This window comes from Streptomyces sp. NPDC002643, assembly GCF_053592555.1.
On record NZ_JBSFVY010000023.1, the window covers coordinates 83,853 to 106,571 of the forward strand.

The window sequence follows — 22,719 nt, forward strand, 5'->3', positions numbered from 1 at the left end:
ACAACTATGGGCAGCTCATACGGCCCCTGGGGCATCGTCGCGGGCGGCTCCGACGGAGTCGGCGTCGCGTTCGCGCACAGGATGGCCGCCCGGGGCATCAACGTCGTCCTGGTCGCGCGGCGGGTCCCCGTACTGGAGGCGGCGGCGGAGGAGATCAGGGCCCGGCACGGTGTCGAGGTCCGCACGGTCGGGCTCGATCTCAGCGCCGCGGGCGCCCTGGCGGAACTCGAACGCGTCACCTCGGACCTGGAGGTCGGGCTCCTCGTGTACAACGCCGGGGCCGACACCCGCAGCGTCACGTTCCTCGACAGGGACCTCGACACCCATCTGGAACTGGTCCACCGCAACTGCACGGCGGTACTGGAGGCGGCCTACCGCTTCGGCTCCCCGATGGTCGCACGGGGACGCGGGGCCGTGGTGCTGGTGACCTCGGGCGCGGCCTGGGCCGGCGGCGCCACGCTCGCCACGTACGGCGCCACCAAGGCCTTCGATCTCATCCTCGCGGAGAGCCTGTGGGCGGAGTGGCGGGGCAGCGGCGTGGACGTGCTCGGGCTGGTGCTCGGCAGGACCGACACCCCGTCCCACCGCCGGATGCGCGAGGCCCACGGCGAGTCGTACGGCGGCGAGTTCGCCGACCCCTACGAAGTCGCGGAGGAGGCACTCACCCACCTCGCGGACGGCCCCACCTGGATCCACGGCAGCCAGAACCCGACCGGCGGTTCGCCGTTCGGCGCGCTGAGCCGCCGCGACGCCGTACTCGCGATGAGCCGGGGCGCATCCGCAGGCAAGGCAGAGAGCAGCGAGGACTGAGGGATCGCGTCAATGCCGATATCAGACTGCCGCGGGCTGCGGCTCGCGCTGTTCCTGTGCGACAGGAGGAGCCTCGCGCCGGAACACGTCCTTCAGGTAGAGCACCAGGGCGGCGCCGAGCACCCACACCGGGAGGATCACCAGGGCGCGGACCAGACCGTCGTCCTGGAACCGGGACAGCCCCTGCATCGCGCGGACGCCGACACCGACCGGCAGGATCTCCGAGAGTGGGCGCAGCCAGGCCGGGAGGTAGGCCGCCGGCATGATGCCGCCGCTGCTGCTGTTGCCGAGGATCAGCATGAGGATCGAGGCGAGGCTGACGCCGGCCGAGCCGAACAGCCGTAGCAGCACCATGGTCGTGGCACCGACCGCCGCGCCCATCAGCGAGATCACGACGACGAGGGGCAGGAAGGGGCCGGGCAGCGCGCCGAAGCCCGTGCTCCCCGCGATGAGGGTGACCAGAAGACCGCCGACGCCTCCGAACAGGGCCAGGCTGGCCATCCGCCAGCGGTACTGGAGCCGGGGCACGAGCTGGTAGGTCGTCATGCCGAAGAGGTATCCGGCCAGCACCAGGCCGAAGGCCGCGTAGAAGACGGACAGACCCCGGGTGTCCCCCGCAGCCGCCGGCGCCACGTCCTCGGCCGCGAGTTCATGGTGCTCCGCGTGTGCCACGGAACCGAAGACGGTGGTCACGGTCGCGGTGACGGTGGCTCCGTTGGCACTGCCGTAGAGCAGCTTCCCGTCACCCAGGTAGGCCGCGTAGACGGTCCTGTCCTGGACGGCGTCGCGGGCGGCGGATTCGTCGGGGTAGGTCTCCAGGGTGAAGCCGCCGGGGGCGACGCGTTCGAGCTCGCGGCTCAGTTCCGTCTGCGCCGTGCCGATCTCCGTCGTGCCGACGCGGAGCTGATGCGGTCGCGGTGCGTGGAAGGCGGCGAGATAGACGCTGACGAACACGGTGCCGATCAGCAGCACGACCGCCACGGGGAGGAGGACGGCACGCAGGTTTCCCGGACCGGGTGGCGGATGGGCCACGTCCAGGGCGTGCTTGTGCGGCTGTCGGGTGGCAACGTGCTGGGACATCGGGTCGTTCCTAGATTAGAAGGCAACTGATAATATTTGTACCTCATAATCAGCTGCCTTACAAAAGAGGTCCACTCCGTGAACCATCCCGACCGCCGCACCGGCTATGTGGCCTGGCAGATCGGCCAGATCCTGGCGGCCCGGATCGAACGCACCCTGCGGCCGTTCCAGCTCACCCTCGCCCAGAACAGCGCCCTGGCCCAGGCCATCCGCGAGCCGGGCGTCTCCGGCGCGACCGCGGCACGCAGGGCGGCGATCACCCCGCAGTCCATGGGAACCGCGGTCAACGGGCTGGTCGAGCGGGGGCTGCTGGAGCGGCGCACCACCCCCGGCGACCGGCGCACCCAGCGCCTGCACATCACGGAGGCAGGTCTGCGGCTCGCGACGGAGGCCGCACAAGCCGTGGACGCCACCCACGCCGAGGCGCTTCAGGTGCTGACGTCGGCGGAGCAGGACCAGGCGCACGCACTGCTGGTGAAACTGCTGGCGTCGCTGAACCCCTCCGCGCTGGAGGGCGACCCGTCATGACGGGGGCCGCCGGGTCCCGCGTCGACACGTCCGCCTGCCCTACCGGTTGATCGCCTCCTGCTGCTGAGCCGTGTAGCGGTCCCCCTTGATCCGCACCCGGGCCAGGGCCGCTTCGATGCGCCCCAGGTCGTCGGGCGTCAGCTCCACTCCCTGGGCAGCGATGTTCTCGTCGAGGCGGTGCCGCTTGGTCGTCCCCGGGATCGGCACGATCCACGGCTTCTGGGCCAGCAGCCAGGCGAGGGCGATCTGGGCCCTGGTGACCCGCAGGGCGTCCGCGATGTCACCCAGCAGCTCGACCAGCGCGAAGTTGGCCTTGCGCGCGGCCTCCTCGAAACGAGGAAGCACACCGCGGACATCGTCTGCCGCGAACGTCGTGCTCTCGTCGATCGTGCCGGTCAGGAAGCCCCTGCCGAGCGGGCTGAACGGCACGAAACCGATCCCCAGTTCCTCCAGCACCGGCAGGACGGTCCGCTCGGGCTCGCGCCACCACAGGGAGTACTCGCTCTGCAGGGCCGTGACCGGCTGGACGGCGTGCGCCCTGCGGATGATGTCCTCGCCCGCCTCGGACAGGCCGAAGTGCTTGACCTTGCCCTCCTGGATGAGGTCCCGGACCGTGCCGGCGACCTCCTCGACCGGCACGTCCGGGTCCACCCGGTGCTGGTAGAACAGGTCGATCCGGTCGGTCCCCAGGCGCCTGAGGGACTGCTCGGCGACCAGCCGGATCCGTTCGGGACGGCTGTCCAGCGTGGTTCCGGGGTTGCCGTCCCTGAATCCGAACTTCGTGGCGACGACGACCTGATCACGAACCGGGGCCAGGGCCTCGCCGACCAGCGTCTCGTTCGCCTCCCCGTAGACCTCGGCGGTGTCGAAGAGCGTCACCCCGTCTTCCACGGCCGCCCGGATCAACCCGATCGCCTCCCCCTTGCCGGTGGCCGGACCGTAGCTGAAGGTCAGTCCCATGCAGCCGAGGCCGATGGCCGACACTTCCAGGCCGCTCTTTCCGAGTGCGCGCTTCGTCATCCGAATCTCCTCTTGCCGTGCCCGCCGAGCCCGATGACGGCCGTCCCAGCGGTGGGTCACGCACCATGCAACCGGGGACGAGGAGGTTGTGGGAGTCCCTGCTGTCAGGGGTAACGGCAGGGCCCCTCACCGGAAGCCGCACCGGCGTCCCGTGTCCCTTCGGGTGTGGCGGACCAGCTCGCCAGCAGTTTCAGCCCGTCCTCGGCCGCGCTTGCGGGTACGGCGGTGTACACCGTCATGACCAGCCCGGTGTCGTCCGCCCACCGCACCGTCTCGTGGTCGAGGTCCAGGTCGCCGACGAGCGGGTGCCGAAAGCGCTTCGTCCCCTCCCGGAAGACGTGCACGTCCTGGGCACCCCACAGCACACGGAAGGTGTCACTGCGGGTCGACAGCTCCCCGATCAGGTCGGAGAGCTCACGGTCGTACGGGTTCCTGCCCGCCTCGACCCGCAGCGCGCCCACCGCTCGCCGGGCGACGAGCTCCCACTCGACGTAGAACCGCCGCGCCGCGCGGCCGAGGAAGACGAACCGCGCCGTGTTCGATCCGCACGCCGGATCGGCGTACATCTCCGAGTACAGCGCACGCCACAGCGGATTGGCGGCCACGATGTCGAAGCGGTTGTTCCGTACGAACGCCGGCAGGTCCGGGATCCCCTCGACGATCCGCCTCACGCCCGGACGCACGCCCGGCAGGCCGCCGGATCCGCGCCGCACCCGGGTGGGCGGGGTGTTCGCCGTCCGCAGCAGGCTGTACAGATGGGCGCGTTCCGTGTCGTCCAACCGCAGGGCCCTGGCCAGTGCCTCCACCACACCGTCGGAGACGACGCCGAAGTTGCCGCGTTCCAGGCGCGTGTAGTACTCGACGCTCACCCCGGCGAGCGTCGCCACCTCGCTGCGGCGCAGACCGCTCACCCTGCGGATTCCGGAGACGGGAAGCCCGGCCTGCTCCGGTGTGATCCTGTCCCGGCGGGACTTGAGGAAGGCGCCGGTCTCGGCCCGGTTGTCGTCAGCCCGGTTGTCCATACCGTCAGCGTAGGCGGGACCGCGCGGAGCCCGAGAGGCCCTGTCAGTACCCCTCGGGCAGGCCGTCCGTCACTGCTCCCGCGGTTGCAGCCCGTCCAGCACCAGCGCGGTGAGCTGGTCCGCCTCCACCTCGAAGTCGAGCGGCCGGCCCGTGAACCGGGCGTTGATCGCGCGGAACCACGCGGCGCCGAAGGCGGCCTGGATCACCATTTCCGGGTCGAAGTCGCGGTGCCGCCAGTGGGGCAGGTTCAGTTCGAGGATGCGCTTCAGCTCGGCGAGGTGTGGTTCGACCCGCTCCTTGTAGAACGTGCCGGCCGTGACCTCGTCGGAGAACAGCATGACGCCCAGCAGCGGAGCGACCTCGTCCATCGCACGGATGGTGTTGAGCATGTGCTGCCGCATCCGCTGGTGGACGGTCTCGTCGGAGAGGTCGTCCTCCGGGCCCGGGAGGACCTGTACGAGCCAGGCCGTGGCCTCTTCCAGCGGTGAGACGACCGCGACGTCGAAAAGCTCCTCCTTGGAACGGAAGTGCCGGTAGAGCAGCGCCTCGTTGACTCCCGCCGCCTCGGCGATGTCACGCGTGCGGGCCCCGGCCAGCCCGTACCTGACGAACACCTCACGGGCGGCGGCGACGATCTTGTCCTTGCGCTCATCGCTCGAAAGCCGTTGTCGGGAGCTCTTCGCGGGGCCCTTCGCGGGCGAGCCTTGATGGTCTGTCGTCACGCGAACACCCTTGTCAGGAACGGCATACCAGCATCCTACCCGTGCAGGTGCGAGCGGGTGCGGAGCGGTCCGGAGCGGTCGCCGGGCTCAAGCCAGGCCGGTCCAGATGCTCTTCACCTCCGTGTACGCCTCGATCACCTCCCAGCCCATCTCGCGACCCAGCCCGGACGCCTTCATGCCGCCCCAGGGCGCGGCCGCGTCGAGTCCCGGCGGCAGGTTGATCAGCACGGTGCCTGCCTTGATCCGGCGGGCCAGGCGGTTGGCCGTGCGGATGTCGTTGGACCAGATGTAGGCGGAGAGCCCGTACTCGGTGTCGTTCGCCAGCCGGGCAAGCTCGTCCGGGTCGTCGTACGGCATGACGGAGAGCACCGGGCCGAAGATCTCCTCGCGGGCGATCCGCATGTCCTGGGTGACGCCCGCGAACACCGTCGGTTCGTAGAAGTAGCCGTTCGCGAGCTCGCCGTCCGCGCGCCGGCCACCGGTGAGCAGTTCCGCGCCCTCGGCCTCGCCGATCCGGACGTATGCGTCGACCTTCTCCAGGTGCTCCAGCGACGCCAGCGGGCCGAGCCGCGTCGACGGGTCGAGTCCGGGGCCGAGCCGCATCGCGGAGGCGGCGGCCGCGACCTTGCCGGCGAACTCGTCGGCGCGGGAGCGGTCGACGTAGAACCGGGTCGCCGCCGCGCACGCCTGGCCCGAGTTGCCGAGGCCGGCGATCAGGTTGCCCGCGATCACCGCGTCGATGTCGGCGTCCGCGGCGACGATGCTGGGTGCCTTGCCGCCCAGTTCGAGGGAGACCCGCTTGAGCGCGCGTCCCGCGTCCGCGGCGATCTCCCTGCCGACAGCCGTGGAGCCGGTGAAGGAGATCTTCGCGACCTTCGGGTGAGCCACCAGAGCCCTGCCCACCTCGGGTCCGCCGGTGACGACGTTGACCACCCCTGCGGGCACGCCGGCCTGCTCCAGCACCTCGGCCAGCAGCAGCGTGGTCAGCGGTGTCTGCTCGGCGGGCTTGATCACCACGGTGTTCCCGGTGGCGAGCGCCGGTGCGAGCTTCCACATGGCGATCATCAGCGGGAAGTTCCACGGCGTGATCAGGGCGCACACGCCGAGCGGCTCGCGGCGCGTGCGGTAGTCGACGTCGGGGACCGACAGCGGCACCGTCGTACCGGTGATCTTGGTGACCCAGCCCGCGTAGTAGCGCAGGTGCTCGACGGCGTTCGGCACCGAGATCCGGGTGGCGACGCTCAGCGGCTGGCCCTGGTCGAGGGTCTCCAGCCGGGCGAACTCGTCCGCCCTGCGTTCCAGCAGGTCGGCCGCGTCGAACAGCAGCTTCGCCCGCCTCGCGGGCAGCATGTCCGCCCACTCCGGCGAGGCGAACGCGGTGGCCGCCGCCTCCACCGCCGCGTCGACATCGGCGGCGGTCGCCTCGGGTACGTGCGCGATCACCTGGCCGGTGGCCGGGTCGACGGTCGCCGACGTGGCGCCGCTGCCCCCGGTCCACTTGCCGGCGATGAACATCTCCGTCCGCATGAGCACTCCAACCTTGTCTGTACGGGTCTACCGGGAGGTGGGGACGGCCGTGTTCTCCAGGCGGGCGACAGCGTCCCGGAAGTACTGCGGCCACGGCGTGGGTGTGCCCTGGCCGTCGAGGTGTACGACGACGTGCCGGCCCTCGATGCAGAGTTCGCCGCCGGAGGTGACGGTCCAGCCGTAGGTGACGGAGGTGCGGCCCAGCTTCTCGACCGACAGCGTCACTCGGTAGCGGTCACGGAACTTCAGCGGGCGGTGGTAGGTCGCCTCGATCCTGCGGCGGGGCAGCCGGTCGGCGGGCAGGTCGGGCACGGCCGCCTGGTAGAAGGCGTGCTCGGCCGCCTCGGCCCAGCGCAGTGCGGAGGTGTTGTGGATCAGACCGCCGGCGTCGGTCTCCACCCATCTGACGTCCCCCTCAAGGACGTACGCCCGCATGCTCACGCCACCAGGTCGATGAGGCCGGCGAGCCGGGCGCGGTGGAACCCGGGACTACCGAAGGCGATCTGGCCGGCCTTGGCGCGCTTGAGGTACAGGTGGGCGGGGTGCTCCCACGTCATACCGATCCCGCCGTGCAGCTGGATCGCCTCCTCCGCCGTCCGCACGGCGACGTCCGCGCACCACGCCTGCGCCACGGCGGTCGCCACGGCACGGTCCGGGTGGTCCTCGGCGACGGCCGCGGCGGCGTAACGTGCCGCCGCCGAGGCCGACTCCACCGCCACATAGAGGTCGGCGACGCGGTGCTTGAGTGCCTGGAACCCGCCCACGATACGACCGAACTGCCGGCGTTCCTTCAGATACGCGACGGTCGTGGACAGGCACCACCGGGCGATGCCGACCTGCTCGGACGCGAGCAGTGCGGCACCGGTCTCCAGGCCGCGGCGCACAGCCTCCGCGCCCGACTCGGAAGGCAGCAGGAGTTCGCCCGCGACAGCGTCGAGGCTCACGTCGGCGAGGCGGCGGGTCATGTCGAGGGACGACACCGGGTCCACAACGGCGTCCCGCGCCAAAATCGCGTAGAGGGCCGTGCCTTCGGACGTCGTGACCGGGGCCAGCAGGACGTCCGCCTCGACGGCTCCGGCGACGCTGGTCACCCGCCCGCTGATCCGGCCGTCGGCGTCGGCGGTCAGGCCGGACATCGCGTCGCCGGGAGCGGTCGAGAGCGGGAGGAGCAGTGCCGCGGTGGACTCGCCCGCGGCCAGGGAGGCCAGGAGCCGGTCGGCCCCGGCCGCCAGCAGGACGGTCGTGGCGACGACGCTGCTGGTGAGGAAGGGCACCGGCGCCATGGCGTGGCCCAACTCCTCCAGCACTACCGCGACTTCACGCGCCGAGGCTCCGGCGCCGCCCCGCTCCTCGGGGATCAGCAGCCCCGCCAGACCGAGTTCGACGGCCAGGGACTTCCACAGCGGGGCGAGGACCGAGGAGTCGCCGTCGTAGACCCCTACCGTCGTGACGGGGTCGCAGCGGTCGGCGAGCAACTCGCGGACGACGGCCCGCAGATCGCTCTCGGTCTCGGTCTCGAGCAGGTTCAGCTCGCCCGGCTCAGGGCCTGTCGGCTGGAGTTCGCTCATCGGGGCAGGTCCTTCCAGGGAACGTTCTTGTCGACACGGGGCTCCGGCGGCAGGCCGAGGACGCGTTCCGCGATGATGTTGCGCAGAACCTCGGAGGTGCCGCCCGCGATGGAGATCCCCTTGGCGCGCAGGTAGCGGTAACCGGCGTCGCGGCCGGTCGAGTCGGCGTGGTCGGGGTGGGTCTCGGTCCAGTCGGAGTAGCGCAGGCCGTCCTCGCCGAGCAGTTCGACCTCAAGGCCGCTCGCCGCCTGGGCGACTCGGGAGTACGTCAGCTTCGTCGCCGTACCCTCCAGGCCGGGCTGTCCGGCGGCCAGCTTCTGGCGCAGCCTGAGACCGGTGAGCCGGGCGGCCTCGGCCTCCACCCACAACGACAGCAGGCGGTCGTGGAGTTCGGGGGTGTGGCGCTCGGGGTGCTCCCGCCAGGTGCGGGACACCACCCCGATCATGCCGCTCTCCCGGCCGGGCGCCGCGCCGCCGATCGCCACCCGCTCGTTGTTGAGCGTGGCGGTCGCGACCTTCCAGCCCTCGCCCACCGCGCCGAGCCGCAGGTCGTCGGGGAGGCGTACGTCGGTGAGGAAGACCTCGTTGAACTCCGCCTCGCCGGTGATCTGGCGCAGCGGCCGGATGTCCACGCCGGGGTCGGTCATGTCGCAGACGAAGTAGGTGAGTCCGGCGTGCTTGGGCACGTCCGGGTCGGTGCGGGTCACCAGGATCGCCCAACGGGCCTTGCGGGCCAGCGAGGTCCACACCTTCTGCCCGTTGACGATCCAGTCGTCGCCCTGGCGGACGGCGCGGGTGCTCAGCGCGGCGAGGTCCGAACCGGCGCCGGGTTCGCTGAACAGCTGGCACCAGGTCTCCTCGCCCGTCCACAGGGGCTTGAGGAAGCGGTGCTTCTGCTCTTCGGTGCCGAAGGCGAGGATGACGGGCGCGGCCATGTCGAGGCCCGGTCCGTTGGAGTGCGGGTCGTTGTCGGGGGCACCCGCCGCTGCCAGCAGGGCGTTCACCTCGGCCTGGAGTTCCCTGGCGAGGCCGAGTCCTCCGAGCCCCGGCGGGAACCAGACCCACGCCAGGCCCGCGTCGAACCTGGCCCGCAGGAAGGTGAACCGTTCGGTGGTCGCCGGGTCGTGCTCGGCCAGCAGGGTTTCGACCCGCTGCCGTAGCTCCGCGGGCAGGGCTGTCTCTGTGTTCATCGTGACTCTCAGTCGGTCTTGGGGAAGAGGACGCCGACGATCTCGGCGACGCAGACCGGCTTGTCGCCGCCCTCGCGCTCGACCGTCACACGGGTGACGAGCTGCCGGCCGCCGCCTCCGGGGGTGAGCGAGACCACCTCCACGCCGGCCCGGATCCGAGAGCCGACCGGCACCGGTGCGGGGAAACGGACCTTGTTGGCGCCGTAGTTCACGCCCATGGCCAGGCCCTCGACCTTGTAGACCTCCCACGCGAACTTCGAGATCAGTGACAGGGTCATATAACCGTGGGCGATGGTGCCGCCGTACGGCCCGGTGGCGGCCCTTTCGGGGTCGACGTGGATCCACTGGTGGTCGCCGGTGGCCTCGGCGAACTGGTCGATCTGCTCCTGGGTGACGGTGTGCCAGTCGGAGTGGCCGAGGTGGGTGCCGACGGCCTTCTCCAGCTCGTCCAGTCCTTGGAAGATCTTCATTGCTGCTGCTCCCTGTTGTGGATGACTCGGTCTGCGGTGCGGCTCAGCCGACCGGTCCGCCGGCGACGTACACGACCTGCCCGGACACGAATCCCGCGCCCTCGCTGACCAGGTACGACACGAGGTGGGCGATGTCCTCGGGCTGGCCGACGCGGCCGACCGGGATCTTCTTCGCGGCGCCCTTGACGAAGTCGTCGAACGGGATGCCGAGGCGTTCGGCGGTGGTCCGGGTCATGTCGGTCTCGATGAACCCGGGCGCGATGGCGTTCGCGGTGACGCCGAACTTGCCGAGTTCGATGGCGAGGGTCTTGGTGAAGCCCTGCAGACCCGCCTTCGCGGCGGAGTAGTTGGCCTGGCCGCGGTTGCCGAGCGCCGCGATGCTGGAGAGGTTGACGATCCGGCCCCACTTCTCCTGCGTCATGTACTTCTGGGTCGCGCGGCTCATCAGGAACGCGCCGCGCAGGTGCACGTTCAGTACGGCGTCCCAGTCGTCGGCGCCCATCTTGAACAGCATGTTGTCCCGGGTGACTCCGGCGTTGTTCACCAGCACGGTGGGGGCGCCGAGTTCGGCGGCCACCCGATCGACACCGGCCTGTACGGCCTGCTCGTCGGCGACGTCGACGCCGACCGCGAGGGCCCGGCCGCCGGCCTTCTCGATCTCGGCGACGACCTCGGCGCCCGCGTCCTCGGTCAGGTCGAGCACGGCGACGGCGAAACCGTCGTCCGCCAGCCGGCGGGCCACGCCGGCGCCGATACCGCGCGCCGCGCCCGTGACGATGGCCGTACGGGAAGTGGGATGGGCCATGGCAAAGCTCCTGTCGGTGAAGGGAGTTGGGGGGGCTCAGCTGAGGCGTTCGAGGACCATGGCCATGCCCTGGCCGCCGCCGACGCACATGGTTTCCAGGCCGAACTGTTTGTCGCCCTCCTGGAGGGCGTGGATCAGGGTGGTCGCGATACGGGCCCCGGTCATGCCGAAGGGGTGGCCGACCGCGATGCCGCCGCCGTGGACGTTCAACTTGTCCTCGTCGATGCCGAGTTGGCGTGCGGACGGGATGACCTGGGCGGCGAAGGCCTCGTTGATCTCGACGAGGTCGATGTCGTCGATGGTGAGACCGGCGTTGGCCAGGGCCTCGCGCGAGGCCTCGACCGGGCCGAGCCCCATGATCTCCGGCGACAGACCGGTCAGGCCGGTGCTGACGATGCGGGCCAGCGGGGTGATGCCGAGGTCCCGGGCCTTCGTGTCGGACATGATCACGAGGGCGGCGGCACCGTCGTTGAGCGGGCAGCAGTTGCCCGCGGTCACCGTGCCGTCCGGGCGGAACCGGGGCTCCAGGGCGGCGAGCGCCTCCAGGGTCACGCCCGCCCGGGGGCCGTCGTCCCTGGTCACCACCGTGCCGTCGTAAAGGGTGACCGGGGTGATGTCCCGGGCCCAGAAGCCGTCGGCGATGGACTTCTCGGCGCGGTTCTGGCTCCGCGCGGCGAACGCGTCCTGGTCCTCACGGCTGACCCCGGCGAACTGGGCGACGTTCTCGGCCGTCTGCCCCATCCTCAGGTACATGTCCGGAAGCCCGCCCTCCTCGCGCGGGTCCGTCCAGGTCCGGCCTCCCTCGGCGAGCCACGCGGTGCGGGCCCGTGCCGCGTCGAAGAGCGGGTTCGGAGTGCCCGGCAGGCCGTCGGCGACGCCCTTGTCGTACTGGCTGCACGTCTCGACCCCGGCGGAGATGAAGACATCGCCCTCGCCGGCCTTGATGGCGTGCAGTGCCATGCGAGTCGTCTGGAGGCTGGAGGAGCAGTACCGGTTCACGGTGGTGCCGGGCAGGTGGTCCATTCCGGCGAGCACGGCCACGACCCGGCCCAGGTTGTAGCCGGAGCTTCCGGCGGGCGAGCCGCAGCCCAGCATCAGGTCCTTGATGTCACGCGGGTCGAGCTGCGGCACCTTGGCCAGCGCCGCCTGCACCATCTGCACGGTCAGGTCGTCGGGGCGCATCTCCCGCAGCGAGCCCTTCGAGGCGCGGCCGATCGGCGAGCGGGCGGTGGCTACGATCACGGCTTCGGGCATGGGAACTCCTTGAGGATGCATACATACGTTCGAATACCGAGCTGGTCGAGTCGCCTGGTACGGGCCCAGGGGCCGGGTCAGTCCAGGTAGGTCGGCCGGAAGATCCGGGAGAACGGCGTCTGCAGCTTGTACAGCCGGGCCGCATTGCCGCCGAGGATGAGGTTCATGTCGTCCTGAGCCATCCGGACCCGGGTCAGCTCGCGCAGGCCCCAACCCCAGTAGTCGGCCTGGTGGCGGATCGGGCCGGAGCGGCGGTCCTGGACGAAGTAGCTGGAGGGCTGGCCGAACGGCTGGGTGTGGCAGCCGATGCTCGCGCCCCAGTCGGTGCCGAAGATGAGCTTCTCGGGGCCGATGTTCGGGTCGGCTATCGCCTTGTCGTACAGCTCCGACCACCACAGGCCGGTCTCCAGGTACACGTTGTCGTGCGCGGCGGCGACCTGGAGGCACTGGTCGTAGAAGATCTCCGACCAGTGGGCCTGGATCCCGCCGTGGTTGATGACGATGGGGACCTCGGGGTAGGCGGTCGCCAGGTCGTGCACCAGCAGGATGTTGTAGTTCGTCGGGCCCAGGCTGCCGAAGTGGTAGCCGAGTTCGTAGCCCATGCCGCAGCCTGAGTGGGTCCGGAAGATGACGCCGTCGTACTGCTTGACGACGTCGCACATCGCCATCATGTTCCGCACGGCCTCGTCGGAACTGACCATCCCCTCACGGGGATCGGCGCCGTCCGGGAGGACCGGCATATAGGGGGCCGCCTCGCCGACGCCCCGGTACTTCCCGGTGGCCAGCAACTCGTCGAGCGCCTCGCACGCGCCCTTGATGGACCACTCCACCTCGCCCGCGATGCAGGCCTTGCGGTAGTCCGTCGCACCGCACTCGGCGACGAAACGGTCGGGGTGGCGCTCGATCAGTTCGGCGTTGAGCGCGTCGGACATGCCGAACGCGGGCAGCAGCACGCACATGTCGATGTCGTAGTTGCCCATGTCCCAGAGCAGCCGCTCCGAGTTGTCGTAGGTCTCCATGGCGGGCATGTTGGCGCCCAGCTGGCGCCAGGGGTTGACCTTGACGCCCTTGTTGCCCTCGTTCGCGGCGGCGACCGAGTCCCGGACCTTCTTGCCCGCCGCGTGGCGCTGGGCGTGGACGTGCGTGTCGACGATGAAGCGTCCGGCTTTCATACCTGGTCTCCTTGTGCGTGCTGCTGTTCCGAAGTGCCGTAGCGGGTGCGCAAGGTCGTCTTCAGCACCTTGCCGGTGGCGTTGCGCGGGAGTTCGGTAACGAACTCGACGCGGGTCGGGCATTTGAAGTGGGCGAGGTTCTCGCGGGCGTAGGCGATCAACTCGTCGGCGGTCGGCGGCGGTTCGTCGCCGGGGACGACTACGGCGAGCGGGGTCTCGCCCCACTTGACGTGGGGTACGCCCACGACCGCGATCTCGCGGACCGCCGGGTGCTGGACGAGCACCCGCTCGACCTCGACCGGGTAGACGTTCTCCCCGCCGGAGATGATCACGTCCTTGCTGCGGTCGACCAGGGTCAGGAAGCCCTCGTCGTCCTCGCGGGCCAGGTCCCCGGTGTGGAACCAGCCGCCGCGGAACGCCTCGGCCGTGGCCTCGGGCTGTCCCCAGTAGCCGGCGAAGACGGTCGGGCCGTGTACGACCAGCTCACCGACCTCGCCGAGGGGTACGTCACGGTCCTGTTCGTCGACCACCCGGGTGCGGGTGTGGAACGCGGGCCGTCCGATGGAGCCCGCCTTCCGTACGACGTGTTCGGGATCGAGAAGGGTGACCCCGCACGTCTCCGTCAGTCCGAAGGCCTCCCGGAAGGCCACGCCCTTGGCCAGGAAGTGGTCGAGCACCGGGCGCGGGCACGGCGCGGCGGAGGTCATGGCCAGTTCGAGCGCGGACAGGTCGTACGACTCGAAGTCCTCGACCGCCATCAGCGCGGACCACATGGCGGGCACCAGGAACTGCAGGGTGACCCGCTCGCGGGCCATCGCCGCGAGCATGTCCCGGGCGTCGAACGACGGCATGACGACGTTCGTGCCGCCCACGTACAGCAGGGGCAGGGTGTGGGCCCCCAGGCCCCCGATGTGGAACATCGGGGCGACCGTGGCCGTCTTGTCGGTCTGGCGCATGCCGCGGCCGTTGCTGAGGATGTTGATCACGTTCCACAGCAGGTTGTCGTGGGTGAGCATCGCCCCCTTGGGCCGCCCGGTGGTGCCCGAGGTGTACATCAGGCCGCACACGTCGCGCCCGGTGACCTGGCTCTGCGGTGTCCTAGGGTCGCCGGAGGCCAGCAACTGCTCGAACTCCACCTCCCCGTCGGCCGGTTGACCGCCGACCACGATACGGAGACGGACCCGGACACCCTCGCCGGCCAGGGCGGCGCGGGCGAGCGGTGACAGGTGGCCGGACCACACCAGGACGTCCGCGCCGGAGTCGGCGAGGAGGTGGGCGACCTCGGGCGGTGCCAGCCGGTAGTTGATCGGCACGAAGACCGCCCCCAGTTTGGCGGCGGCGAACAGCGTCTCCAGGAAGGCGGCGCTGTTGGTCATCAGCCCGGCCACGCGATCGCCCTGCCGTACGCCCGATTCATGGAGGGCGTCGGCCAGTTGACCGGTGCGCCGGTCGAAGTCGGAGTAGGTGATGCGCCGGTCCCCGTCCACGAGGGCGATCCGGTCCCCGGCGAAGAAGGCGCGCCGGGTGATCCAGCTGCCGATGCCCTCGTCGACGGTGTTGTGGCCTGCTGCAACTGCACTGTCGAGCACGACTCACTCCTTTCGAAGTAGGTACTTACTAACAACGCTCCGGAGTGCGGTCAAGGGGTCGCGCAACAAATCGGAAATCCACTGCACGACCGTTGACGCGCGCCTGAAACGAGGACTAGGAAGTCCCCAGACCAAAGTAAGTAGGCACCTACTTCGCAAGGAGGTCGCTGTGCTTTCTCCTGCGCACAAAGCGCGCAACAACGTCGTTGACAGGGGCACAGGGGACCCGGTTCTCTTCCTGCACGGCATTGGATGCAACGCCCTGACCTGGGAGCCCCAGCTCCGGGCCCTGGAAACCTCGCGGCGGGTGATCGCGGTGGACGCCCGGGGCCACGGTGGGTCCGCTCCCGCCGGCGGACCCCTGACACTGCGTGACTACGCCGACGACGTCCTCACGGTCATGTCGGAGCTCGGCATCGAGCGGGCGCCGGTCGTCGGACTGTCCATGGGCGGCATGGTCGCCATGACCATGGCGCTCTCCGCGCCCGAGCGGGTCTCGGGCCTGGTCCTGGCGGACACCGGGGCCCACGCGAACGAGCAGATGGCCGCCATGATGCGGGCCTCCGGCGCGGCCGCGGTGGAGTACGGCATGAGGGCCAACGTCGAGCAGATGACGCCGATGATCTTCGCCGCCGCCGCGCTCGCCGAGAACCGGCCGTACATCAAGGAGTTCCAGGAGCAGGTCGCCCTGACCGACGCGTACTCCTTCAGCGTCGCGCTCGGCGCCATCGCCGAACTCGACCTGCTCGACGACCTGCCCCGTCTCGACGTGCCGGCGCTCGTGCTCGTCGGCGCGGAGGACCAGACCCTGCCGCCGGTGTTCTCCGAGGCCATCGCCTCCGCCGTGCCCGGCGCCGAACTCCACGTGATCGACGGGGCCGGCCACATGGCCAACCTCGACCGGCCCGAGGTCTTCACCGACCACCTGGTGCGCTTCCTCTCCCGCACCGGGAGCTGAGCACTCCCCGCACGGGGAGCCGACCAGTCACCACCACGCCGTGGCCCGGCGAGCCATCACCTCGCCGCGGCCCGGCGCACGGCACCGCGCTGCCCGAAAGCGCCACCCCAGGGAATCCAAGGGCGTTCAACGGCCCCGCGTCGCACCACACGGCCCCGCCCCGAACCACATGGAGAGTCTCCGTGCCCACTGACAGCAGTGCCCCGACGGCCGCTCCGGCCGAGATCGACACCGAAGTCCTGCGGCGCAAGTACCGCGCCGAACGGGACAAGCGCATCCGTCCCGACGGCATGTCCCAGTACATGCGGCTGACCGAACGGTTCGCGGGCCTGGACGGGGACCCGTACCTGCCGGTCAAAGACCGGGAGCCGGTCACCGACCACGTGACGTTCGCCTTCGTCGGCGGCGGATTCGCCGGCCTCACCGCGGGCGCCCGGCTCAAGGAGGCGGGCGTCGAGGACGTACGCATCATCGACCACGCCGGCGACTTCGGCGGGGTCTGGTACTGGAACCGGTACCCGGGGATCATGTGCGACAGCACCTCCCTCGTCTACATGCCGCTGCTCGACGAGACCGGCCACATCCCGACCGAGAAGTACGCGCACGGCCCGGAGATCCTGGAGCACGCCCGGCGCATCGGGCGGCACTACGACCTCTACGACAAGGCGCTCTTCCACACCCGGGTGACCGCGCTCGACTGGGACGAGGACACGTCCCTGTGGACCGTCACCACCGACCGCGGCGACCGCTTCACCGCGAACTTCGTCGGGATCGGCCCCGGCCCGCTGAACGTCCCCAAGGTGCCGCGCATCCCCGGCATCGACACGTTCGCCGGGCACATGTTCCACACCAGCCGCTGGGACTTCGCCTACACCGGCGGCGACGACAGCTCGGCGTACCGGTCCGGATCGGGTACCGAGGACTCCCCCGTGACCGCCGGCGCTCCCCTGGACAAGCTGCACGACAAGCGGGTCGCGGTCATCGGCACCGGCGCGACCTCGGTACAGCTCGTGCCCGCGCTCGGCAAGGACGCCGGAGAGCTCTTCGTCTTCCAGCGCACCCCGTCGGGTGTCGACGTGCGCGGCAACGGGCCCATCGATCCCGAGGAGTTCGGCGCGACCGCCACCCCCGGCTGGCAGAAGCGCTGGCTCGACAACTTCCTTGAGGCCGTGGTCCCGCCGTTCGGCCCGCCCGGACCCGAGGAGCCCGAGGACTACGTCAACGACGGCTGGACCGAGATCGCCAAGCGGGCCCGCGCGACCCTCCGCGGGCTCCCGGCCGAGGAGTTCACCCCCGAGCGGGTGCGGGCCGTCATGGAGGAGGCCGACTTCCACAAGATGGAGCAGATCCGCGCCCGGGTCGACGCCGTCGTCCAGGACCCGGAGACCGCCGAGAAGCTCAAGCCTTGGTACCGGCAGTTCTGCAAGCGGCCCTGCTTCCACGACGAGTACCTCCAGTCCTTCAACCGGCCGAACGTGCACCTCGTCGACACCGACGGCAAGGGCGTGGAGCGCTTCACCGAGAACGCGGTGGTCGTGAACGGCACCGACTACGAGGTGGACTGCGTCATCTTCGCGTCCGGCTTCGAGTACGGCAGCCCCCTCCACGAGCGCATGGGCTACGGCGTGACCGGCCGGGACGGACTGAAGCTCGCCGAGGCGTGGCGCGAGGGAATGCGCTCGCTGCACGGCATGTTCGTGAACGGCTTCCCCAACATGTTCGTCATCCAGAACCCACAGGGCGCCTACTTCGGCCCCAACATGGTCCAGGGCTGGGACGAGGCGGCCAAGTCCGTGGCCACCGTGGTCAGCGGCACGCTCACCCGGGGCCACGCGGAGGTCGAGGTCACCGAGGAGGCCCAGAACGCCTGGTGCGAGATGCTCCTCCAGGGCCACCCGCACGTGTACGACCTCGACTGCACCCCCGGCTACTACAACAACGAGGGCGAGCCGCTGGGGCTGGCGCAGCGGCTGGAGGGGCCCTACCCACTCGGCCCGGTGGCCTTCTTCCGCATGGCCGAGGAGTGGGGGAAGTCCGGCGAGTTCGAGGGCATGACCTTCCGCACCCGCGGCCAGAAGTCCGGCCCCGACAACCCCCTGCCCGGGAGCGCCTGATGCCGCACCCCCTGGGCAGCACCCCCTCGAAGGTCATCGCGCTCCATCTCAACTACCCCAGCCGCGCCCGGGAGCGCGGGCGTATCCCGGCCCAGCCGTCGTACTTCCTCAAGCCTCCGTCCTCGCTGGCGGGGACGGAGGAGGCGATCGTCCGGCCGGAAGGATGTGAACTCCTCGGCTTCGAGGGGGAGATCGCCCTCGTCATCGGCACCCGGGCCCACCGGGTGCCGCCCGAGGAGGGCTGGCGCCACGTCCGCTGGGTGACGGCCGCCAACGACGCGGGCGTCTACGACCTCCGCAAGGCCGACCGCGGCTCCAACCTCCGTTCCAAGGGCGCCGACGGCTTCACCCCGATCGGCCCCCGCCTGCTGGACGCACGTCGACTCGACCCCGCCGCACTCCACTTGCGCACCTGGGTGAACGGCGAACTCGTCCAGGACGACACCACCGACACCCTCCTCTTCCCCTTCGGGCAGCTCGTCGCCGACCTCTCCCGGCTCGTCACCCTGGAGCCCGGGGACGTCATCCTCACCGGCACCCCGGCCGGCGCCTCCGTCGTCTCCCCCGGTGACGTCGTGGAGGTCGAGGTCAGCGGCGGCGGGCAGTCCAGCGGGCGGCTGCGCAGCCCGATCGCGGCGGGCGAACCGCTGGCGCCGTACGGGGCGATGCCGAAGACCGACCCCGCGGAACGGGAAGCCGCCTACGGGGCGTCGTACGCACCCGAACCCGTCCTCGACAAGCAACTCGCCGAGGATCTGCGCTCGGTGGCCGTCGCCACGCTCAGCTCACAACTCCGCGCCAAACACGGCCTTCCGCACATGTCCATCGACGGCGTGCGCCCGACCCGGCCCGGAGAAACGATGGTCGGCGTCGGCCACACCCTGCGCTACCTCCCGCTGCGCGAGGACCTGTTCAAGAAGTACGGCGCCGGGATGAACGCACAGAAGCGGGCGATCGAGGAACTGCGCCCCGGGCACGTCCTGGTGATGGACGCCCGCCGGGACACCTCCGCCGGCACGCTCGGCGACATCCTCGCGCTGCGGGCGCTGAAGCGCGGTGCGGCCGGGGTCGTCACCGACGGCGGGCTGCGGGACAGCGCCGCCGTCGCCGCCCTGGACCTGCCCGTCTACCACGGCGGCGCGCACCCCTCGGTGCTGGGCCGCCGGCACGTCCCCTGGGACAGCGGGGTGCCCGTCGCCTGCGGCGGCGCCCTCGTCCAGCCAGGCGACCTGCTGGTCGGCGACGCGGACGGCGTGGTCGTCGTACCGCCGGAGCTGGCCGCACAGCTCGTCGCCGACTGCCGGGAGCAGGAACTCCAGGAGCGGTTCATCACGGAGCAAGTCGCGGCCGGGCAGTCCGTCGACGGCCTCTACCCGCTCGGCCCCGACTGGCGTGAACCGTACGCGCGTTGGCGCAAGGAACAGCAGCAACACCAAGGAGACGACGCATGAAGTTCCGCAGCGACCCGTCCGTCATCCGCGGCTCCATCGCCCCGGTCGTCACGCCCTTCACCTCCGAGGGTGCGGTCGACCACGCCGGCCTGCGCGACCTGATCCGCTTCCAGCTGGATTCCGGCTCGCACGGCATCTCGCTGGGCGGCTCCACGGGCGAGCCCAGCGCGCAGACCGTGGCAGAGCGGATCGAGGGCATGCGCACGGCCGTGGAGACGATCGCCGACCGGGTGCCCTTCCTGCCCGGCACCGGCTCGCACAAGCTGGACGAGACCCTGGCGATGACCGCCGCCGCCTACGAGTTGGGCGCGGACGCGGCTCTCGTCATCACCCCGTACTACGCGCGCCCCACCCAGGAGGCGCTCTACCAGTGGTACGCCAAGGTCGCCCGGGAGTTCCCTGACCTGCCGATCATCGCCTACAACGTGCCCTCGCGCACGGCGGTGGACATCGCGCCGGAGACCGTGAAGCGCCTGTTCAGCGACTTCGAGAACTTCGTCGGCGTCAAGGAGACGACGAAGGACTTCGAGCACTTCTCCCGCGTCCTGCACGCCTGCGGGCGCTCGTTGCTCGTCTGGTCCGGCATCGAGCTGCTGTGCCTTCCGCTGCTGGCGCTCGGCGGGGCGGGCTTCGTCTCCGCCGTGTCCAACCTGGCGCCCGCGGCCGTGGCCCGGATGTACGAGCTGTGGGAGGCCGGCGACTTCGACGGCGCACGTGAACTCCACTATGCCCTGCACCCGCTGGTCGACCTGCTCTTCGTCGAGACCAACCCCGCGCCCGCCAAGTGGGTGCTCGCCCAACAGGGCCGTATCGCCTCGGACTTCGTCCGTCCGCCGCTGGTCACCCCCACCGAGGCCGGGCTGACGAAGATCCGCGCGCTGCTCGCCGAGGGCGGCGACCTCACCCAGCAGATCGGAGCCGACCGGTGACCACTCCTGAGGGCCTGCCCTCGTTCATCCCGCACTGGATCGGCGGGGAGCCGGTCCCGGCCGCCGACGGCCGCGTCTTCGACGTGTCCGACCCGGTCTCCAACCAGCCCTACGCCCAGGCCGCGCGCGGCGGCGCCGCCGACATCGACAAGGCCGTCGCCGCGGCCCGCGCCGCCTTCCCCGAGTGGTCGGCGATGTCCAACCGCGAGCGGGCCACCGTACTGAACCGCGTCGCCGACGCCGTCGAGGCCCGGCACGACCGGCTCGCGCTCTTCGAGTCCTACGACTCCGGGCTGCCGATCACCCAGGCGCGCGGTCAGGCCCGGCGGGCCGCGGAGAACTTCCGCTACTTCGCGGACGTCATCGTGGCGCTGGGCGAGGAGGCGTTCCGGCAGGGCACCGAGCAGTTCAGCTATGTGGTGCGCACGCCGGTCGGGGTCGCCGGGCTGATCACGCCGTGGAACACCCCGTTCATGCTGGAGAGCTGGAAGCTCGCCCCGGCGCTGGCGGCCGGCTGCACGCTGATCCTCAAGCCCGCCGAATGGACCCCGCTGTCGGCGTCGTTGTGGCCGGAGATCTTCGCGGAGGCGGGCGTCCCGGCCGGGGTGGTGAACATCGTGCACGGCATCGGCGAGGAGGCCGGACAGGCCCTCGTCGACCACCCGGACGTACCGTTGATCTCCTTCACCGGCTCCACGGACACCGGCCGCCACATCATCCGCTCCAGCGCGCAGCACCTGAAGACCACGTCGATGGAGCTGGGCGGCAAGTCGCCGGTCGTCGTCTTCGCGGACGCCGATCTCGAAGCCGCCCTGGACTCGGTGGTGTTCGGGGTGTTCTCCCTCAACGGCGAACGCTGCACCGCTGGTTCACGCGTCCTCGTGGAACGCCCGCTGTACGAGGAGTTCACGCGTCGCCTCGCGGAACGCGCGGAGAACGTCCGCGTCGGCCTCCCCTCCGACCCGGCGACCGAGGTGGGCGCACTGGTCCATGCCGAGCACTACGCCCGTGTCCTCAACTACGTGGAGATCGGCCGGAAGGAGGCCCGCCTGATCGCCGGCGGCGCCCGTCCCGACCACCTCGCCGACGGCAACTACCTCCAGCCGACCGTCTTCGCCGACGTCGAGCGCGACGCCCGGATCTTCCAGGAGGAGATCTTCGGCCCGGTCGTCGCGGTCGCGCCCTTCGACGACGAGTCCGAGGCCGTCGACCTGGCCAACGCCACCCAGTTCGGCCTGGCCGCCTACATCTGGACCTCCGACCTCAAGCGCGGTCACCGCATCGCGCACGCCGTCGAGTCCGGCATGGTCTGGATCAACTCCCACAACGTCCGCGACCTGCGCACCCCGTTCGGCGGTGTGAAGGCCAGCGGGGTCGGCCGGGAGGGCGGCGCCCACAGCATCGACTTCTACACCGAGTCCAAGATCGTGCACGTGGCCCTGGGCGAAGTGCACACCCCCCGCTTCGGAGCCACCTCATGAACACTCCGGCACCTGACGTGGTCCGCTCCGCGTACGCCCAGCTCGCCGTCACCGACCTCGGCGCCGCCCGCTGGTTCTGGGTCGACATGCTCGGCTTCCACGTGCAGTACGAGGACGCCGGCTCCCTGTACCTGCGCGGCACCGACGAACTCACCCACCACTCCCTGGTGCTGCGCAAGGGCGAGATCGCGGCCCTGGACCACATCTCCTACCGTGTCCGTACCCCCGAGGACCTCGACAAGGCCGAGCGGTTCTTCGGCGAACTCGGGCGCCCGGTACGGCGGTTGAAGAGGGGCGAGGGCACCCATGGCGTCGGCGACGCCGTCCGGGTCGTCGATCCGCTCGGCTTCCCCGTCGAGTTCTTCCACGACATCGACCGCGCCGAGCGCCTCATCCAGCGCTACGACCTCCACCGCGGCGCCGAGATCGCCCGCCTGGACCACTTCAACATCTGCACCCCCGACATCCCGGCCGCCTACGCCCACTACAAGTCGCTGGGCTTCGGCTGCTCGGAGACCATCGAAGGCGACGAGCACGAGCTGTACGCCGCCTGGATGTACCGCAAGCAGACCGTGCACGACGTCGCCTTCACCGGCGGCGACGGCCCCCGCCTGCACCACCTGGGCCTCGCCACCCACGAATCGCACCAGGTCCTGCGCACCGCCGACCTGTTCGGAGCCGTGCGCAAGGAGCACCACATCGAGCGCGGCCCGGGACGGCACGGCGTCTCCAACGCCTTCTACGTCTACCTCCGCGACCCCGACGGCCACCGGGTGGAGATCTACACCTCCGACTACTACACCGGCGACCCCGACCACGAGACGTACCGCTGGAACGTCCACGACGACCGGCGCCGCGACTTCTGGGGCAACGCCGTCATCGAGTCCTGGTACAAGGAGGCCACCCCGGTCCTCGACCTCGACGGCCGGCCGCAGCCCGTCTCCGACGCCCTCCTCGACGAGGCCGCCGTCCAGGTCGGCGCCGACGGCCTCGGCTGACCATCCAATCGACAGCAACACCTTCCGGAG

21 protein-coding genes are annotated in these 22,719 nt (G+C 70.6%); 8 read left to right on the forward strand and 13 right to left on the reverse strand.

Going from position 1 to position 22,719, the window contains the following annotated elements; translation table 11 throughout:
* The first annotated feature begins 6 nt into the window (after nt 1–6).
* Nucleotides 7–810: an SDR family NAD(P)-dependent oxidoreductase gene (locus tag ACWD4G_RS30645; RefSeq protein ID WP_451299100.1), complete on the forward strand. Its 804-nt coding sequence runs from the start codon at nt 7–9 to the stop codon at nt 808–810.
* A 21-nt stretch (nt 811–831) separates the two neighbouring features.
* Here ACWD4G_RS30645 and ACWD4G_RS30650 read toward each other — a convergent pair whose 3' ends face one another.
* Complete coding sequence (locus ACWD4G_RS30650; protein WP_451299102.1) at nt 832–1,890, reverse strand: ABC transporter permease; 1,059 nt, start codon at nt 1,888–1,890, stop codon at nt 832–834.
* 78 nt (nt 1,891–1,968) lie between these two features.
* Here ACWD4G_RS30650 and ACWD4G_RS30655 point away from each other — a divergent pair, with 78 nt between their 5' ends.
* Nucleotides 1,969–2,418, forward strand: coding sequence for a MarR family winged helix-turn-helix transcriptional regulator (locus ACWD4G_RS30655; protein ID WP_451299104.1), 450 nt, complete (start codon nt 1,969–1,971; stop codon nt 2,416–2,418).
* A 39-nt stretch (nt 2,419–2,457) separates the two neighbouring features.
* On the opposite strand, the gene ACWD4G_RS30660 is transcribed toward ACWD4G_RS30655, so the two are convergent.
* The 12 genes from ACWD4G_RS30660 to ACWD4G_RS30715 form a co-directional block, all read right to left on the reverse strand.
* The gene (locus tag ACWD4G_RS30660) at nt 2,458–3,438 is read right to left on the reverse strand and encodes an aldo/keto reductase (protein WP_451299106.1); all 981 of its coding nucleotides are present in this window, start codon (nt 3,436–3,438) and stop codon (nt 2,458–2,460) included.
* 104 nt (nt 3,439–3,542) lie between these two features.
* The gene (locus ACWD4G_RS30665) at nt 3,543–4,460 is read right to left on the reverse strand and encodes a helix-turn-helix transcriptional regulator (RefSeq protein WP_451299108.1); all 918 of its coding nucleotides are present in this window, start codon (nt 4,458–4,460) and stop codon (nt 3,543–3,545) included.
* Nucleotides 4,461–4,529: 69 nt separating this feature from the next.
* Nucleotides 4,530–5,183, reverse strand: coding sequence for a TetR/AcrR family transcriptional regulator (locus ACWD4G_RS30670; RefSeq protein WP_451299110.1), 654 nt, complete (start codon nt 5,181–5,183; stop codon nt 4,530–4,532).
* A gap of 87 nt (nt 5,184–5,270) precedes the next feature.
* Nucleotides 5,271–6,710, reverse strand: a complete 1,440-nt coding sequence (locus tag ACWD4G_RS30675; protein ID WP_451299112.1) for an aldehyde dehydrogenase family protein — start codon at nt 6,708–6,710, stop codon at nt 5,271–5,273.
* A gap of 27 nt (nt 6,711–6,737) precedes the next feature.
* Nucleotides 6,738–7,145 carry an acyl-CoA thioesterase gene (locus tag ACWD4G_RS30680; RefSeq protein ID WP_451299114.1) on the reverse strand — a complete coding sequence of 136 codons (408 nt, stop codon included), beginning with the start codon at nt 7,143–7,145 and terminating at the stop codon, nt 6,738–6,740.
* A gap of 2 nt (nt 7,146–7,147) precedes the next feature.
* The gene (locus ACWD4G_RS30685) at nt 7,148–8,278 is read right to left on the reverse strand and encodes an acyl-CoA dehydrogenase family protein (protein ID WP_451299116.1); all 1,131 of its coding nucleotides are present in this window, start codon (nt 8,276–8,278) and stop codon (nt 7,148–7,150) included.
* A complete protein-coding gene (locus tag ACWD4G_RS30690) occupies nt 8,275–9,468 on the reverse strand; it encodes an acyl-CoA dehydrogenase family protein (protein WP_451299118.1) in 1,194 nt (397 codons plus the stop codon). The genes ACWD4G_RS30685 and ACWD4G_RS30690 overlap by 4 nt, the downstream gene beginning before the upstream one ends.
* 8 nt (nt 9,469–9,476) lie before the next feature.
* Nucleotides 9,477–9,938: a MaoC family dehydratase gene (locus ACWD4G_RS30695; protein ID WP_451299120.1), complete on the reverse strand. Its 462-nt coding sequence runs from the start codon at nt 9,936–9,938 to the stop codon at nt 9,477–9,479.
* A gap of 43 nt (nt 9,939–9,981) precedes the next feature.
* Nucleotides 9,982–10,743, reverse strand: a complete 762-nt coding sequence (gene fabG / locus ACWD4G_RS30700; protein ID WP_451299122.1) for a 3-oxoacyl-ACP reductase FabG — start codon at nt 10,741–10,743, stop codon at nt 9,982–9,984.
* A gap of 36 nt (nt 10,744–10,779) precedes the next feature.
* Nucleotides 10,780–11,997, reverse strand: coding sequence for an acetyl-CoA C-acetyltransferase (locus ACWD4G_RS30705; RefSeq protein WP_451299124.1), 1,218 nt, complete (start codon nt 11,995–11,997; stop codon nt 10,780–10,782).
* A 77-nt stretch (nt 11,998–12,074) separates the two neighbouring features.
* Nucleotides 12,075–13,169, reverse strand: coding sequence for an amidohydrolase family protein (locus ACWD4G_RS30710; RefSeq protein WP_451299126.1), 1,095 nt, complete (start codon nt 13,167–13,169; stop codon nt 12,075–12,077).
* A complete protein-coding gene (locus tag ACWD4G_RS30715; RefSeq protein WP_451299128.1) occupies nt 13,166–14,758 on the reverse strand; it encodes an acyl-CoA synthetase in 1,593 nt (530 codons plus the stop codon). Before ACWD4G_RS30715 ends, ACWD4G_RS30710 begins: the two co-directional genes overlap by 4 nt.
* A gap of 169 nt (nt 14,759–14,927) precedes the next feature.
* On the opposite strand from ACWD4G_RS30715, the gene ACWD4G_RS30720 reads away from it, so the two are divergent.
* The 6 genes from ACWD4G_RS30720 (at nt 14,928) to hpaD (ending at nt 22,689) form a co-directional block, all read left to right on the forward strand.
* Nucleotides 14,928–15,716 carry an alpha/beta fold hydrolase gene (locus ACWD4G_RS30720; protein ID WP_451299130.1) on the forward strand — a complete coding sequence of 263 codons (789 nt, stop codon included), beginning with the start codon at nt 14,928–14,930 and terminating at the stop codon, nt 15,714–15,716.
* Nucleotides 15,717–15,898: 182 nt separating this feature from the next.
* Complete coding sequence (locus tag ACWD4G_RS30725) at nt 15,899–17,830, forward strand: flavin-containing monooxygenase (protein ID WP_451299132.1); 1,932 nt, start codon at nt 15,899–15,901, stop codon at nt 17,828–17,830.
* Nucleotides 17,830–19,281 carry a fumarylacetoacetate hydrolase family protein gene (locus tag ACWD4G_RS30730; protein WP_451299134.1) on the forward strand — a complete coding sequence of 484 codons (1,452 nt, stop codon included), beginning with the start codon at nt 17,830–17,832 and terminating at the stop codon, nt 19,279–19,281. Before ACWD4G_RS30725 ends, ACWD4G_RS30730 begins: the two co-directional genes overlap by 1 nt.
* Nucleotides 19,278–20,210, forward strand: a complete 933-nt coding sequence (gene dapA / locus ACWD4G_RS30735) for a 4-hydroxy-tetrahydrodipicolinate synthase (protein ID WP_451299136.1) — start codon at nt 19,278–19,280, stop codon at nt 20,208–20,210. The genes ACWD4G_RS30730 and dapA overlap by 4 nt, the downstream gene beginning before the upstream one ends.
* On the forward strand, nt 20,207–21,691 hold the full coding sequence (gene hpaE, locus ACWD4G_RS30740) for a 5-carboxymethyl-2-hydroxymuconate semialdehyde dehydrogenase (protein WP_451299138.1): 1,485 nt from the start codon (nt 20,207–20,209) through the stop codon (nt 21,689–21,691). Before dapA ends, hpaE begins: the two co-directional genes overlap by 4 nt.
* The gene (hpaD, locus tag ACWD4G_RS30745) at nt 21,688–22,689 is read left to right on the forward strand and encodes a 3,4-dihydroxyphenylacetate 2,3-dioxygenase (RefSeq protein WP_451299140.1); all 1,002 of its coding nucleotides are present in this window, start codon (nt 21,688–21,690) and stop codon (nt 22,687–22,689) included. Before hpaE ends, hpaD begins: the two co-directional genes overlap by 4 nt.
* Nucleotides 22,690–22,719 lie beyond the last annotated feature (30 nt).

Coding starts and splice junctions, on each gene's coding strand:
- ACWD4G_RS30695 (WP_451299120.1), bottom strand. CDS start 9,938: ATGAAGATCTTCCAAGGACTGGACGAGCTGGAGAAGGCCGTCGGCACC.
- ACWD4G_RS30680 (WP_451299114.1), bottom strand. CDS start 7,145: ATGCGGGCGTACGTCCTTGAGGGGGACGTCAGATGGGTGGAGACCGAC.
- hpaD (WP_451299140.1), top strand. CDS start 21,688: ATGAACACTCCGGCACCTGACGTGGTCCGCTCCGCGTACGCCCAGCTC.
- ACWD4G_RS30660 (WP_451299106.1), bottom strand. CDS start 3,438: ATGACGAAGCGCGCACTCGGAAAGAGCGGCCTGGAAGTGTCGGCCATC.
- ACWD4G_RS30690 (WP_451299118.1), bottom strand. CDS start 9,468: ATGAACACAGAGACAGCCCTGCCCGCGGAGCTACGGCAGCGGGTCGAA.
- ACWD4G_RS30645 (WP_451299100.1), top strand. CDS start 7: ATGGGCAGCTCATACGGCCCCTGGGGCATCGTCGCGGGCGGCTCCGAC.
- ACWD4G_RS30675 (WP_451299112.1), bottom strand. CDS start 6,710: ATGCGGACGGAGATGTTCATCGCCGGCAAGTGGACCGGGGGCAGCGGC.
- ACWD4G_RS30710 (WP_451299126.1), bottom strand. CDS start 13,169: ATGAAAGCCGGACGCTTCATCGTCGACACGCACGTCCACGCCCAGCGC.
- ACWD4G_RS30665 (WP_451299108.1), bottom strand. CDS start 4,460: ATGGACAACCGGGCTGACGACAACCGGGCCGAGACCGGCGCCTTCCTC.
- dapA (WP_451299136.1), top strand. CDS start 19,278: ATGAAGTTCCGCAGCGACCCGTCCGTCATCCGCGGCTCCATCGCCCCG.
- ACWD4G_RS30705 (WP_451299124.1), bottom strand. CDS start 11,997: ATGCCCGAAGCCGTGATCGTAGCCACCGCCCGCTCGCCGATCGGCCGC.
- ACWD4G_RS30685 (WP_451299116.1), bottom strand. CDS start 8,278: ATGAGCGAACTCCAGCCGACAGGCCCTGAGCCGGGCGAGCTGAACCTG.
- ACWD4G_RS30650 (WP_451299102.1), bottom strand. CDS start 1,890: ATGTCCCAGCACGTTGCCACCCGACAGCCGCACAAGCACGCCCTGGAC.
- fabG (WP_451299122.1), bottom strand. CDS start 10,743: ATGGCCCATCCCACTTCCCGTACGGCCATCGTCACGGGCGCGGCGCGC.
- ACWD4G_RS30730 (WP_451299134.1), top strand. CDS start 17,830: ATGCCGCACCCCCTGGGCAGCACCCCCTCGAAGGTCATCGCGCTCCAT.